This window comes from Desulfolithobacter dissulfuricans (assembly GCF_025998535.1).
Taxonomy (GTDB): domain Bacteria; phylum Desulfobacterota; class Desulfobulbia; order Desulfobulbales; family Desulfobulbaceae; genus Desulfolithobacter; species Desulfolithobacter dissulfuricans.
In genome coordinates this window covers 2,525,551-2,539,598 of record NZ_AP024233.1, presented here as the reverse complement: position 1 = coordinate 2,539,598, position 14,048 = coordinate 2,525,551, and the positions used below count along the sequence as shown (strand labels likewise).

10 protein-coding genes are annotated in these 14,048 nt (G+C 54.4%); 6 read left to right on the top strand and 4 right to left on the bottom strand.

Features of this window, described 5'->3' with window-relative positions; genetic code table 11:
* Nucleotides 1-274: 274 nt before the first annotated feature.
* From istB to GF1_RS11170, 4 genes are all read right to left on the bottom strand, one after another.
* A complete protein-coding gene (istB, locus tag GF1_RS11185; RefSeq protein ID WP_267926634.1) occupies nt 275-1,060 on the bottom strand; it encodes an IS21-like element helper ATPase IstB in 786 nt (261 codons plus the stop codon).
* The gene (gene istA / locus GF1_RS11180; RefSeq protein WP_267926633.1) at nt 1,039-2,595 is read right to left on the bottom strand and encodes an IS21 family transposase; all 1,557 of its coding nucleotides are present in this window, start codon (nt 2,593-2,595) and stop codon (nt 1,039-1,041) included. The genes istB and istA overlap by 22 nt, the downstream gene beginning before the upstream one ends.
* Nucleotides 2,596-3,270: 675 nt before the next feature.
* The gene (gene mutT / locus GF1_RS11175; RefSeq protein ID WP_267926632.1) at nt 3,271-3,693 is read right to left on the bottom strand and encodes an 8-oxo-dGTP diphosphatase MutT; all 423 of its coding nucleotides are present in this window, start codon (nt 3,691-3,693) and stop codon (nt 3,271-3,273) included.
* Between the two features lie 2 nt (nt 3,694-3,695).
* Nucleotides 3,696-6,812 carry a DEAD/DEAH box helicase gene (locus GF1_RS11170; protein WP_267926631.1) on the bottom strand — a complete coding sequence of 1,039 codons (3,117 nt, stop codon included), beginning with the start codon at nt 6,810-6,812 and terminating at the stop codon, nt 3,696-3,698.
* Nucleotides 6,813-7,523: 711 nt separating this feature from the next.
* Here GF1_RS11170 and urtA point away from each other — a divergent pair.
* The 6 genes from urtA (at nt 7,524) to GF1_RS11140 (ending at nt 14,005) form a co-directional block, all read left to right on the top strand.
* Nucleotides 7,524-8,810: an urea ABC transporter substrate-binding protein gene (gene urtA / locus GF1_RS11165; RefSeq protein ID WP_267926630.1), complete on the top strand. Its 1,287-nt coding sequence runs from the start codon at nt 7,524-7,526 to the stop codon at nt 8,808-8,810.
* A 91-nt stretch (nt 8,811-8,901) separates the two neighbouring features.
* Nucleotides 8,902-10,644, top strand: a complete 1,743-nt coding sequence (gene urtB / locus GF1_RS11160) for an urea ABC transporter permease subunit UrtB (protein WP_435051699.1) — start codon at nt 8,902-8,904, stop codon at nt 10,642-10,644.
* Nucleotides 10,542-11,630 (top strand): urea ABC transporter permease subunit UrtC, encoded by a 1,089-nt coding sequence (gene urtC / locus GF1_RS11155; protein WP_353740412.1) that lies wholly within the window; start codon nt 10,542-10,544, stop codon nt 11,628-11,630. Before urtB ends, urtC begins: the two co-directional genes overlap by 103 nt.
* Nucleotides 11,627-12,457 carry an urea ABC transporter ATP-binding protein UrtD gene (urtD, locus tag GF1_RS11150; protein ID WP_267926627.1) on the top strand — a complete coding sequence of 277 codons (831 nt, stop codon included), beginning with the start codon at nt 11,627-11,629 and terminating at the stop codon, nt 12,455-12,457. Before urtC ends, urtD begins: the two co-directional genes overlap by 4 nt.
* 2 nt (nt 12,458-12,459) lie before the next feature.
* Nucleotides 12,460-13,155, top strand: a complete 696-nt coding sequence (gene urtE, locus GF1_RS11145; RefSeq protein WP_267926626.1) for an urea ABC transporter ATP-binding subunit UrtE — start codon at nt 12,460-12,462, stop codon at nt 13,153-13,155.
* A 13-nt stretch (nt 13,156-13,168) separates the two neighbouring features.
* Nucleotides 13,169-14,005 (top strand): urease accessory protein UreD, encoded by an 837-nt coding sequence (locus tag GF1_RS11140; protein WP_267926625.1) that lies wholly within the window; start codon nt 13,169-13,171, stop codon nt 14,003-14,005.
* Nucleotides 14,006-14,048 lie beyond the last annotated feature (43 nt).

Genomic DNA, 14,048 nt, shown 5'->3' with positions numbered 1-14,048 from the left:
GGCAACCTGGGCTCCATGTCAGCGCCGCCACTGTTTGTTCTCTCGTTCAGGAACCGTGAACTGGACTGATCAGGGGGGCTTTTCATGCAGCTGATAGCCGAGAAACTCTTTCAGAGACATCCGGTCGGCGCAATGCCAGGCAATGGACCGCTCGGACTGGAACCCTTCGAAGGTAACCGACAAAGAGCATCTGTTAATGATCACCTAATGGAGCCATCCATGATCGGGTTAATGAGGCCACTTTCAGGTGGTCATTTTGGGCTCTCGAACGTGGTTAATTTTTAGACGATTTTTCTGTTTTTTCCACCTCCTTTTTTTGGGGTTTTGGCAGTGGTTTTGTGGTCCGGTAACTTTTGCCATCGAGGACCACGCAATAGGCGCCATGGCGTATGCGGTCGATGGTGGCTGCACCCAGCAGTTTGTTGGGAAAGGCGTCACGCCATTCGGACAGATCCAGGTTACTGGTGATGATGGTCGAACGTCGTTCATACCGTTCGCCGATCAGGTCGTGGATATCCTCGTCCTGGGGTGTGCGGAGAGGCTTGAGTCCAAAATCGTCGATGATCAGCAGGTCGACCTTGGCCAGGGTATTCAGGCGCCGGTCGTAAGTGTTGGTGGCCCGGGCGGCCTGGAGCTGACCGAGCAGTTTTGTCTGGGTCGTGAAGACAACATCACGACCCAGCCGGATGGCGCAATGGCCGAGTGCCTGGGCGATGTGACTCTTTCCGGTGCCGCAGGGGCCCACGATCAGGACACAGGCCTTTTCCTCCATGAAACGGCAGGTGGCCAGGTCCATTACCTGGGCCTTGTTGATGGCGGGATTGAAGGAAAAGTCGAAATCCTCCAGGGTTTTCTGATTGCGGAACCCGGCGCGCCTGATCCGCATGTCGAATTTTCGTTGCGTACGGCGCGCCACCTCGTCCTGGATAAGGAGGGCGAGGAAGTCGGTATAGGCCATTTTTTCATCGATCGCCTGCCGGTTCCGGATCTCCAGGGAATCCATGATCCCGGAGAGGCGCAGCTGCTTGAGCATGGGGATCAGTTCGGGCATGGGATGCATATCGAGTCCTCCTTGGACGAAGAGGTTGTGACCACTCTCGAGCATGTTCTTTGAAAACGTCCTTTGCCGGTATAGGTTGCCGGCAGGGGTGTGGGAACGGGATCGTCGGGCAGTTGATCGAGCCCCTTTGCCAGGATGGTCTTGACCGTGATGTACTTTGGACTGTCAAAGAAAAGAGCACGCCGACAGGCGGCTTCCAGGCGGACCTGACCATACTTCCCGGCAAGGCCGATGACTCCCTGGGCAGCCCTGAGATTGTCCAGGACTCGGTGAGCGAAAAGAGACTCGATGAGACGTAAACAGTTGGGGCCTGTTACACCAGCCTGCCTGAGGCACCATTGCGGGTCACGCATCAGGTAGGCCACGGCATCGGGCGGCAGGTGACCGATGATGGTCGATTTCTCGCCGGGCCTGTGTTTCCGGGGATGAACCGCCACCAGTTCGTGATCGTGAAAGATCTTGACGGTCGTTTCCGTGGCCTTGACCCAGAGCTGTTTGCGGACCAGCCTGTAGGGTGCCGAGTAAAAGCATTTTTCAAACTGCAGATGACAGTTGCCATGCAGCTTGTGTGCAGACCAGACCGCCAGCTCCGGCACCTTGGCCGGCAGGGGCTTGAGCAGGTGTTTTTCCGCTTCTGCAAAGAGGGAAAGCGGCTTCTGCCTGGTAGTGCCATGGACACGGTTGCCGGCGCTCTCCATGATCCATTCGCGCAGTTGGCGGTTGGCATCACCAAGGCTTCTGAATCGGCGTAAAGGCAGGAAGCTGCGCTTGATATACTTGACTCCGGCCTCGACCCTGCCTTTTTTCCTTGGCTCGTTGGGCGGACAGGGCGAGACCAGGAAACCATAGCCTTCGGCCAGTTCAGCATAGGAACGCTGGATCCTGGGATCCCGCCAGCATGCCCTGGTGATGGCGGACTTCAGGTTGTCGACCACCACCTTTTTCGGGATACCGCCGAAGAATTCAAAGGCCCGTCGGTGACAGCCAAGCCAGGTCTGTATTTTTTGGTCCCTGACGATCACGGCATACTGATGCCGGCTGAAGGCCAGGGTCATGACAAAGAACCAGGTGGAAAACACCTCGCCGGTGGTCGTATCCGTGATTTTCGGCCCCTTGCCGAAGTCGACCTGGGCCACCTCGCCCGGCTTGAAGTCGAGCATGACCGTGGCCTCTGGCGAGTCATTCTTCAGCTGCTGCAGGTACCGGCGTACCGCTGAATAACTGCCGGAAAAACCATGATCGCGTACCAGTGCCTGATGAATGGTGGTGCCGGAGATTCCCTGCCTGTGCCAAGACTTGATCTTCTCGTGGTAGGGCGCCAGAATGGAACCTGAAGCAGGGCGCCGGGGACGCTTGAGAACTGCAGCCAGGGTGTGGTCATCCGGCAAAGGCCTCTTTGGGGAGAGCCAGCCCTTTTCCGTTGCGATACGACGGAATTCCGAAGCTTTGGCTCGTCCCATGAGACCGGCTTTGGCAATCTGGCGATCCGACTGGCCGGAGCGCATGTAGGCAAGGATCTGACGGTATTGGAACATCTCGAACCTCCTGTTGGCCATTGGTACACCTCCCTGGAAACGATTGTGCTCTGTTCCACGGAGATATACCAGATTGTCAGGGAGTCCGAGAACCGGTTACGACCGGTAAAGTGGCTCGATTAACCTGATCACCGGCTGGCTCGATTATGATGATCACGGGGTGGCTCCATTACGGCGATCATCGGGTGGCCCGATTAAGGTGATCATGAAGTGGCTCTATATGGAGTGTCATTAACAGCATCCGGAAATAAACACCTGGAAGAATGGAAGGACGTCCGCCTTTGGCAAAGTATGGAGCGCATTTTTCTTCCAGCCAGGCGTCGAAACCGTCTTTCTCGAGAAGCCGGTTGAGGCGGGTATAAAAAGGATGTCCGCTCCTGGGTGGCAGATCGCTGGCCGCTATTCAGAGCGGTTTCTGTTCTGGCTTGTTGCGTTTGCCTATGGCCATCGGAACTTCTTTGTATGATAGCTCTTTTCGGCATTTTAGCCGATTAACCGATGGGTTCAATTACTTTGCGGGAAAAGAAGAGTTTTTCAATGGGTTGTTATGTGTAACTTATTGAATAATCAAGTATTTTTTTTGTACTCGTTCAAAAAGGTTGCAGCGCAACGGTTTTCTGAGGAAATGCGTTTGGAAAAATCGCTTGTCCACTTACTGGCTATCACTGTTGCAGGCTATGGCTGGACCGGTTGATTTTCCTGTTGCTCCAGAACAGCAGCAATGGGAATATCAGCCTCAGCCAGATTTATTTGTAAGAGATGTTTAATTTCCACCCACTTGATCGCGTCGTGGACCTTGAGCGTAAAATTGCCGGAAATCAAGGTAACGTAATAGGCCAGGAGTCGGATATTTTTGTCTGGATACTTGTGGATACTCTCGGCCACATATTCTCCAACCGTAATCGTCACATCAAACTCTTCCTTGAATTCGCGGCACAGACATTCTTCCGGTGTCTCTCCATGCTCAATCTTGCCGCCGGGAAATTCCCATTTTCCTGCAAGGTGCTGTCCCTTGGCGCGGCGGGCAACCAGCACCTGGTTATCTTTCGCAAAAACACCGGCTGCAACATCGATGATTTTGGGTCTTGCCTGTGTCATGATCAGGCCACCGCCAGGCGTGCTGTTGTTCTGACAAGTTTACCCGGCATTGGATAGTGCAGTTTCCAGATGATTGACATGGGTTTGCTGCCAGTGTGGCTGTCATAGGTGGCCGGCCCGAGAAAGGAATAGGGGCAGGCCAGGCCGTTTATCTTTTTGTGTTCCCTGACAAACAGAAGGATATGGTTCCCAAGTCTTCGGTGGTTGATATACCGCTGGCCTGTTGGCGAGGTATCACTGGTCGTGCTTTGGGACTGCCAGTGAAAGGTGGTCTCGTCCAGGGCAAAATCTTTATACATCGTGGTTGGAGAATAATCCTTTTCTGTCTTGTTGAGGGTGATGAAAAACACATCGGTTTTGATTTCAGAAAGATATTTTACTCCTTCCCGGACATTGACCCTGTGCTCAAAAGTGAGGAAACCAAGGCCAGATAAAATTTCGTCCCTGGTATAACAGGCATGGACAGACAGAGAGCAGGGGAATGGCAGGGAAGTTTCATGCACCAGGGTGTCTGCTTTTTTGAGCAGCAATCGGATCAACTGGATGGCTTCCGCAAAGAGCACCGGGTTTTTTTTCAAGGCAGTGATGTTTTCTTCCAAGCTTTGTCCGGGTGGTCTGTTGTTCCAGATAGAAAAGCAGAACATTGTCAGTAAGAGCCGGGTTTCATCGGGCAGGCTGGTCCATGCAAATTCGGTCTGCTTGTCCTGCAAAAATGACAAGAGCTTGTTGAGTTGTGGCGCGGAGTTGTTGTGGCAGAACCGGCGCAGGCCCTTGCTCAGGATTATTTCATCCGGGTCGTGAAAATCGCTTCTCTCGCCGGCCAGGGCGCAAAGTCTTGCCCAGGAAGCTTTCTTGTAAATGTCGTCAAGATCCAGGCCGTGATGTTCGAGAAAGTTCTCAAGGGTGAGGGGAAGACCTGTGTCATTGGTAAAGGAGGCAATGCGGCTGACAATTTGATTTTTGTTGGCATGGGTGAGGGCCTTTTTGATATTTTCCAGAATATAGCGTTGCGCCTCCTTTTCCATCTCGATCACGCATCCGGACGGGAGTGATGGAAAGGACGATTCCACCTCGTCTTCAATTTTTCGGGCAGTCTGGCCAAGCAGGGCCCGAAATCTGATTTCAAAGTTAAATTTTTGATGGGCCTGGCCAATGAAATCAAGAACCGTCAAACAGTCTTTTCCCTCGCAGAGCCGCAAGCCACGGCCTAACTGCTGGAGAAACACGGTAAGGCTTTCCGTGGGGCGCAGGAACATGACCGTGTCTATTTCCGGGATATCCACCCCTTCATTAAACAGATCAACAACACAGAGGAAGTTGATTTCCCTGTTTTTCAGTTGCCGGACGGCATGTTTTCGTTCGTGGTCCGGTGTGTCCGTGGTGAGCGCCAGGGCGGGAATGCAATGCTTGGTAAATTGCCCGGCCATGTACTCTGCATGTTCTTTTGAGACGCAAAAGCAGAGTCCGCGCGTCTGGGACACGTCAAGGAGCAGTTCCCTGGCCTTGTTTATGATCAGCCTGGCCCGCATGTCATCTCCGGTGACAAGCAATGCCTCCAACTCTTTTTTGTCATATCCTCCCCGGCGCCAGGTTACCTGCGAATAATCAACCCGGTCGGTTATGCAGAAATATTGGAAAGGGGAGAGGAGTTTGCGGTTGATCGCGTCGGGTAGCCTGATTTCGGCGCTGATATGGCCATCGAAATATTTGAGGATGTCCTTTCCGTCGGCCCGTTCAGGGGTGGCGGTCAGGCCAAGTAAAATTTTCGGTGAAAAGTAATCAGTCAGTTTTTCGTAGCTGGACGCTGCGGCATGGTGGAATTCATCGATAATAATAAAGTCGTAAAAATCAGGATCAAGCTGGTTCCAGAGTTCCTGGCGGTGAAAGGTCTGCACAGAGACAAAGAGCTGCTCTTTGTGGCGCGGCGTATGGTTGCCCACCCACAACTCTCCAAAGTTTTCATCCCGTAAAATATTTCGGAATACAGCCCGTGCCTGGGTGAGGATTTCTTCCCGATGGGCAACGAAAAGCAGGCGGGCAGCGTTGGTATTGGCGGAAAATCGCTTGAAATCAAACGCCGCAATCACGGTTTTGCCTGTTCCTGTTGCCGCTACAACAAGATTTTTTGTCCTGTTGTGCAGGGTCCTTTCTGCTTCTAATTTGTCGAGAATTTCCTGCTGAAAGGGGTAGGGGGTAATGTCAAAAAATGCCAGATGTTCTTCCGGGGCAGGGGAACCCTTTTTTTCACGGCTCAGGGCATCATCGAGCCGGGGCAGGTCTGCAAGGGAAATCAGGTCAAAATCTTTGGATAACTGGTAGGTCTCAAAGGTGGCGTTGATTTTTTCCCAGAGATGTTCTGACTCGTACTGGCATACTTTCACATTCCATTCCAGACCGTCGGTCATTGCGGGATTGGAAATATTTGATGACCCGATATAGCTGGTGCCAAAGCCGCTCGCGCGGTGAAAAATATAGGCCTTGGCATGGAGCCTGGTTCGTTTGGTGTCAAAGGAGACCCTGACTTCGGTATTTGGAAGCTGGAGCAGGTACTCAATGGCCTTCAGGTCTGTGGCGCCAAGGTAGGATGTTGTGATGATGCGCAGTCTTCCCTGCCTGGTTACCTCTTCCAGTTCGTCCTTGATAATCCGGATTCCGCTCCATTTTATAAAAGATACCAGTATGTCAACATGGTCGGCGTGGAGGATCTCCTGCTTGAGCTGTGAAACCAGGGTCGGGTCGCCTGATGTGGCTGTGAGTAACGAGGAGACAGACAGGGGCGTTTCAGGTTTCGGGTGTCTGGCAAAAGCCGGGTCATGTATCTGCAGCAGACGTTTTCCACTTTGCCTGATCTGCGGCCAGCCGTCAGAAATGTTTTCCAGTTCCCTGGCAGCCAGCCTTATGAGCTTATTGCATATTTCTATTTGCGCATTGATCTTGTTCGGACCTTTTGCCTGCGAGAGAAGACTTTCCAGGAATTTCTCCATGAATTGTGCAAGAACGGAGTGGCTTTCTCCTGCGTCAATCCGGGATTGAATAATCTCGAACCGGGAATGGAGCTGGTCTAATTCTTCCTGCAGTGCTTCGGTGATCAGTTGTTCATATAAGCCAGGCTTAATCATAACGGAGGACGAGTTTTGTGGTAATGTTATGTCGGCGGAAGCGAAGAGTGACAGATGTGCTTACTGCCTGTTTTTGTTGGATTGTACCATAAAAGTACATCGTAAAAGAGAAATTCTCCTTTTTGGTATCAAATATGCGGTGGGACAACTGAAAACACAGCGCTCGCTCCGTATCGGTGATCTGTGGCAAGAGGTAACCAGCCTAACGGATTAGCGCGCATGTTCCCGGGACATCTGTATGGGTGATTCCGGGTGAATTACTCTGAATTTGATATCATATCATTTGATCTGATCTGATCTGATTTGATTTGATACGGTATGATTCTTTGCCACGTTTAATCTCCCGTTCCCGCTACTTCTCACGCTAAATTTTCCTGTTTCCCCCGGTTGCCCTGCTGAACTTTTCTGATATCGCATTTCAGTTTTCCACCTGGCAATCGATCCTTAATTTTTTGCACAAAATTGTTAGACAATGAACGTTTTTGTCTGTCGTTTTCACGAAAATGTATATGTGTGTACGCTGTTGTTCATTTTTGTCGAAATAAAACAGGATCATTATTCTCTTCGTATAAACAGGGAAAAGGCTTGATGCGAATCAAAGAATTACCTCCTGGCACATCTTTTGGAGTCATTGTGGCTGAAGCACAATGCCTGAAACCGGTTGTTCGGGGCAGGAATATAAACAAACCAGAACAAGGAGGTACAAGAGTTATGAAGAACAAACTGCTTACCGTTGCCGCCGGTTGTGCCATGCTGGCGGGAAGTCTTCTGGGCTCTGTGGCCCAGGCTGCTGATACCATCAAGGTCGGGGTGCTCCATTCGCTGTCCGGCACCATGGCCATCAGTGAAACCACCCTTAAGGACACCATGCTCATGCTCATTGATGAGCAGAACAAGAAAGGCGGGCTGCTGGGCAAGAAGCTGGAGCCTGTTGTGGTTGATCCCGCCTCCAACTGGCCGCTCTTTGCCGAAAAGGCGCGCGAGCTTCTGGAAAAAGAGAAAGTGGCCGCTGTTTTTGGCTGCTGGACCTCGGTATCGCGCAAATCGGTGCTGCCGGTTTTTGAGGAGCTCAATGGTCTGCTTTTCTACCCGGTCCAGTACGAGGGTGAAGAATCCTCGAAAAACGTCTTTTATACCGGCGCGGCGCCGAACCAGCAGGCTATTCCGGCGGTTGATTACCTGATGAACGAGCTGGGGGTTGAGCGTTGGGTCCTGGCCGGTACCGATTATGTCTATCCCCGGACCACCAACAAGATTCTTGAGGCGTACCTCAAATCCAAGGGAGTGGCTGCGGAAGATATCATGATCAACTATACCCCCTTTGGTCATTCCGACTGGCAGTCTATTGTGGCCGAGATCAAGAAGTTCGGCTCTCAGGGCAAGAAAACAGCGGTTGTCTCCACCATCAATGGCGATGCCAACGTTCCTTTTTACAAGGAACTGGGGAATCAGGGTGTAACGGCTGACAATATTCCGGTTGTGGCCTTCTCGGTCGGTGAAGAGGAGCTTTCCGGTATTGATACCAAACCCCTGGTCGGGCACCTGGCTGCCTGGAACTACTTCATGAGTGTGGATACTGAGATCAACGATGCCTTTATCGAGAACTGGCAGAAGTTCATCAAGAGTGACAAACGGGTGACCAATGATCCCATGGAGGCTCATTATATTGGCTTCAACATGTGGGTCGAGGCAGTGAAAAAGGCCGGGACTACCGATCCTGATGCGGTGCAGGAAGCCATTATCGGCGTGACCGTACCCAATCTTTCCGGTGGATATGCGGCCATGATGCCCAACCATCACATCACCAAGCCGGTTCTGATCGGTGAGATCCAGGGTGATGGCCAGTTCGAGGTCGTCTGGCAGACCCCCGGCAGTGTGGTGGGTGATGCCTGGTCGGATTACCTGGAAGGCTCCAGAGATATTATCTCTGACTGGCGCAAGCCCCTTGCCTGCGGCAACTACAACGTGAAAACCGGCAAATGTTCGGGACAGAAATAATCTGACCGGCCAGCTGTAACGGGGGCGGTCTTCTGCCGCCCCCGTCTTTCTGTACTGTTTGATTTTGGGAGAGGATACCCCAGGGGTCGAGATGAACTGTTACCCGTTTCCATACAGCGGATACGCCTTGAGGCTGTTTGTTGCCGTGTTGCTGCTTGCAGCGTTTGCGGTCCTGCCGTGTCTTGCCGCCTCCGAGAACGCAGGCCTTGACGAAGCAATCGTTCTGCTCAGGCAGCAGAGTTTCCAGGCTAAGGCCGAGGGCATTGAAAAGCTCGGGATAAGCGGCAGCGATAAGGCTGAAAAAATTCTTAAGATGCTGCTTGAGGGCAACCTCTATTACACAAAAAAGGATGGCGTTCTTGTCCAGGGGGAAAAAGATGGACGCAAATATCACATCACCGATGTGATCAGCGGCCAGTCCCTGGGCACGGTGAAGAAACGGGCGCTCAAGAAAATTACCATTAACAACAGTCTGCGCACACAGATCAAGTCAGTGCTGGCCAGTATGGATCTCACCCATTCCGATCCGGACAGGCGTCTGGCCGCAGTAACAAGGATGCTGGCCAATCCGCAGCCAGCCCTTGCCGGAGTACTGCGGGAGCGGCTGGCCGGGGAGGCGGACTCCCGGGTGCGCAAAGCTCTGGCAATCGCCGTGGCGCTGGTGGACCTTAAGGCAAAGGACCCGTCTCTCCAGCTCAAGGCCCTGGAACGCCTCGGCTCCACCCTGAACCCTGCAGCCGCCAATGCGATCCGGCAGGTGATACAGGTCTCTGATAATGAGGAACTCAGGAAAAAGGCGCAGGCGGCCCTGGATCGGATAGAGGCCAGGGTTTCATTTTTCCGGCTGCTGGAGACCATGTTCTTCGGGCTCAGCCTCGGATCGGTCCTGGTGCTGGCCGCCATCGGCCTGGCCATCACCTTCGGGGTGATCGGGGTGATCAACATGGCGCATGGAGAACTGATCATGCTTGGTGCCTATACTACCTGGGTGATGCAGCAGCTCATGCCCCATTCCATCGGTCTGGCTGTCCTGCTTGCCATTCCGGCAGCCTTTATTGTCTCGGGTCTGGTCGGCATTGTGATCGAAAAGAGTGTGATCCGTTTTCTTTATGGCCGGCCACTGGAAACCCTGCTCGCGACCTTTGGTATCAGTTTGATTCTGCAGCAGACCGTGCGCACCATCTTTTCACCCCTGAACCGTTCGGTGGAGACTCCGGCCTGGATGTCCGGCTCCCTGCAGATCAACAGCGTGCTGTCACTGACCGTGAACCGGCTGACCATCCTGGGTTTTTCCATGCTGGTCTTCGCGGTGCTTTTTCTCATCCTCAAGAAGACCTCTCTGGGCCTGCAGGTCCGGGCCGTAGCCCAGAACCGGGCCATGGCCATGGCCATGGGGGTCCGGGCGGCCCGGGTGGACGCGCTCACCTTTGGCCTGGGTTCCGGTATTGCCGGCATTGCCGGTGTGGCCTTGAGTCAGTTGACCAATGTCGGGCCCAATCTCGGCCAGGCCTATATCATTGACTCGTTCATGGTGGTGGTCTTCGGCGGGGTGGGCAACCTCTGGGGCACACTTGTGGGTGGGCTTTCCCTGGGGGTGGCCAACAAGTTTCTCGAACCGTGGGCCGGTGCCGTACTGGCAAAGATACTGATCCTGGTCTTCATTATTCTCTTTATCCAGAAACGGCCCCAGGGACTGTTCCCCAGAAGGGCCGCGCTGCGGGGTAATATGTCATGCAAGCACGTTCTTTTTTCCTACAGGACCGGCCGGGACAGATTTTTTTTGTTCTCCTCCTGTCCACAGCCGTGCTGGTGCCACTGCTCAACCTGGGTGTAGACAGTTCCAGCGCTCTGCATGTGTCCACCTATACCATGACACTCCTTGGCAAGTATCTCTGCTACGGTCTGCTGGCCATTGCCATGGATCTGGTCTGGGGATATCTGGGGATTCTCAGCCTCGGGCATGGTGCCTTTTTCGCCCTTGGCGGCTATGCCATGGGCATGTACCTCATGCGTCAGATAGGCCCTCGCGGTGTGTACGGGCATCCACTGCTGCCTGATTTCATGGTCTTTCTCAACTGGCAGGAGCTGCCCTGGTTCTGGCATGGTTTCAACTGGTTTCCCTTTGCCATGCTCATGGTGGTGCTGGTGCCGGGGCTGCTGGCGCTTGTTTTTGGTTTTCTCGCCTTCCGCTCCCGGGTCACCGGAGTCTACCTGTCCATCATGACCCAGGCCCTCACCTATGCCCTGATGCTGGCCTTTTTCCGTAACGAGATGGGATTTGGCGGCAACAACGGCCTGACCGATTTCAAGGATATCCTGGGATTTTCCCTCCAGGCGGACACCACCAGGGCGGCGCTTTTTGTTGTTACGGCCATTGCTCTTGGTGCCGGATATCTCAGCTGTCGCTGGATCGTTTCCTCAAGGCTGGGAAGATTATGCACTGCCATTCGGGATGCAGAAGACCGGGCCCGTTTCATCGGCTACCGGGTTGAGCGGTTCAAACTGGTGATTTTTGCCTTTTCCGCCGTGCTGGCCGGTATCGCCGGGGCCCTCTATGTGCCCCAGGTGGGCATCATCAACCCTGGTGAGTTTGCCCCGCTTTTTTCCATCGAAATGGTTATCTGGGTAGCCGTGGGTGGCCGGGCAACCCTGTATGGAGCGGTGGTGGGTGCCTTACTGGTCAACTATGCCAAAACCTGGCTGACCGGGGCCATGCCTGATGCCTGGCTCTTTGCTCTGGGGGCGCTTTTTGTCCTGGTCACCCTGTTTCTGCCCCGCGGGATTGCTGGTCTGGTTCGTAAAAAAGAGGTGAACGGATGACTGTACTGGACGCGATGCGAAACTACATGCGCCGGGACCAGGTCTTTGACTTCCTGGTGCCTGATGTGCCGCCGGACCTGGACCTGAGCCATGGCATCATCCTCTATCTTGAAAATATCACGGTCAGTTTTGACGGCTTCAAGGCCATCAATGATCTGAATCTCTATATCGAGGCCGGAGAGCTGCGCTGCATCATTGGGCCCAACGGGGCCGGCAAGACCACCATGATGGATATCATCACCGGCAAGACAAGGCCGGATACCGGTTCGGTCTGGTTCGGGCAGCAGCTCAATCTGCTCAAGATGAGCGAGCCAGAGATAGCCAGTGCCGGTATCGGCCGCAAGTTCCAGAAACCAACGGTGTTTGAACACCACACGGTCTATGAAAATCTCGAACTGGCAGCGGCCGGAGAACGGACCATCTGGCCACTGCTCACCTCCGGTCTCAGCGCGGAGCAGCAGGACCAGCTCGACGAGGTCCTGGGCATCATCGGCCTCACGGAGCATGTCCACCACCGGGCCGGATCGCTTTCCCACGGCCAGAAGCAATGGCTGGAAATCGGCATGCTGCTCATGCAGAATCCCCTGCTGCTGCTGGTGGATGAACCTGTTGCCGGTATGACCCAGCAGGAAATGGAGCGTACCGGTGAACTGCTGACCTCCCTGGCCGGAACCCGGAGCGTGGTGGTAGTGGAGCACGACATGGACTTTATCCGTTCCATTGCCGGGAAGGTGACCGTGCTGCATCAGGGCAGTGTGCTGGCCGAAGGAACCATGGACGAGGTCCAGAACAATGAGCGGGTCATCGAAGTCTACCTGGGGGAATAATCATGCTGACCATTGAACATCTCAACCAGTATTACGGCGAAAGCCATATCCTGTGGGATGTGGATCTGGAGGTGGAGCAGGGCAGATGCACCTGTCTGATGGGCCGAAACGGGGTAGGCAAAACCACCACGCTCGGCTGCATCATGGGGCTTGTACCCGTGCGATCCGGCCAGATCGTTTTCAACGGGCAGGATATTGTCAGACTGGCGGCAGAAGAGCGGGCCGGGCTGGGGATAGGCTACGTACCCCAGGGACGGCAGATATTTCCCCTGCTCACGGTGGAGGAGAATCTACGTATTGGCCTGAATACCGGTCGGCGAAAGCGGAAAAAGATTCCTGAGCTGGTCTTTGAGCTCTTCCCGGTCCTGGCCGAGATGCTCGGACGGCGCGGCGGCGACCTCTCCGGCGGCCAGCAGCAGCAGCTGGCCATTGGCCGGGCCCTGGTCCTGGAACCGAGCCTGCTCATCCTTGATGAACCCACCGAGGGTATCCAGCCCAACATAGTCCACGAAATAGGTGAAATCATTCGTCGACTGCAGCGTGAGGCCGGGATGACGGTCCTGCTCGTCGAGCAGAAACTGCCCTTTGTCCGTCAGGTGGCGGACCGGTTTTTCATCATGGACCGGGGCCGGGTCATGGCCCGGGGGCATCTGGATGATCTGACCGATGACCTGGTCCGTGACTACCTGACGGTGTGAGGTGAGCGTTCCTGTGCTGGCAGAAAAGAGAGTTGAAACGGGTTGGCAGGCCCGGCTTGAGCTGACCTACGGGCCTGGCCCGGGCCGTACCGAGCTGTGCCGAACCCGCCGTCTCGGTCCCCTGACCGTGCAGAGGCCTTTTTATCCGGAAGATGGGGTCTGTCATACATATATTCTTCATCCGCCCGGCGGGGTGGTCGGGGGTGACGTTCTGGATCTTCGGGTCAAGGTGGAAAGTGGCGGTGCGGCCCTGCTCACCACGCCCGGGGCAACCAAGCTGTACCGGTCGATCTTGAACACCGCCAGGGTCAGGCAGCGGTTCCAGGTGGCTGAGGGCGGTTGTCTGGAATGGCTGCCCCAGGAAAATATTGTTTTTCCCGGAGCCCTGGCAGAGCTTCTGACACGGATAGATCTGCAGGGATCAGCGCAATTTCTGGGCTGGGAGATTCTTTGTCTCGGGCGTCCGGTTATCGATGAGCAGTTTCACTCAGGAACCCTTTTGGCCGGACTCGAGCTGTATCGTGACGGAAGGCCACTTGTCCTGGAGAAACTCCGGGTTGCAGGAAAGGAAGATCTGCAGCGCAGGCCAGGGCTTCGTTCCCTGCCGGTCACGGCAACCATGCTCGCGGTCGGCGTGGGAGAGGATCTGCTGGAATCCCTGCGGGGAAAAAAGCAGGAAACAATGGAAGGAGCCTGTACGGGCATGACTCTGCTTGATGGGGTGCTGGTTGCCAGGTATCTGGGGTATTCCACCGAAGAGGCGCGACGGTTTTTTATTGGAATATGGGAGAGGCTCCGTCCATCGCTTCTGGGCCGGAAGGTCTGTCTGCCAAGGATCTGGGCGACGTAGCAGCCTTTGGAAAAATAAAAACCGACCCAGAGGGGCTGGTATT

Excerpts from the sequence above, each read along its gene's own strand:
- mutT (WP_267926632.1), bottom strand. The coding sequence starts at position 3,693 with ATGACACAGGCAAGACCCAAAATCATCGATGTTGCAGCCGGTGTTTTT.
- urtD (WP_267926627.1), top strand. The coding sequence starts at position 11,627 with ATGACTGTACTGGACGCGATGCGAAACTACATGCGCCGGGACCAGGTC.
- urtC (WP_353740412.1), top strand. The coding sequence starts at position 10,542 with ATGCAAGCACGTTCTTTTTTCCTACAGGACCGGCCGGGACAGATTTTT.
- urtE (WP_267926626.1), top strand. The coding sequence starts at position 12,460 with ATGCTGACCATTGAACATCTCAACCAGTATTACGGCGAAAGCCATATC.
- urtA (WP_267926630.1), top strand. The coding sequence starts at position 7,524 with ATGAAGAACAAACTGCTTACCGTTGCCGCCGGTTGTGCCATGCTGGCG.
- GF1_RS11170 (WP_267926631.1), bottom strand. The coding sequence starts at position 6,812 with ATGATTAAGCCTGGCTTATATGAACAACTGATCACCGAAGCACTGCAG.
- urtB (WP_435051699.1), top strand. The coding sequence starts at position 8,902 with ATGAACTGTTACCCGTTTCCATACAGCGGATACGCCTTGAGGCTGTTT.
- istA (WP_267926633.1), bottom strand. The coding sequence starts at position 2,595 with ATGTTCCAATACCGTCAGATCCTTGCCTACATGCGCTCCGGCCAGTCG.
- istB (WP_267926634.1), bottom strand. The coding sequence starts at position 1,060 with ATGCATCCCATGCCCGAACTGATCCCCATGCTCAAGCAGCTGCGCCTC.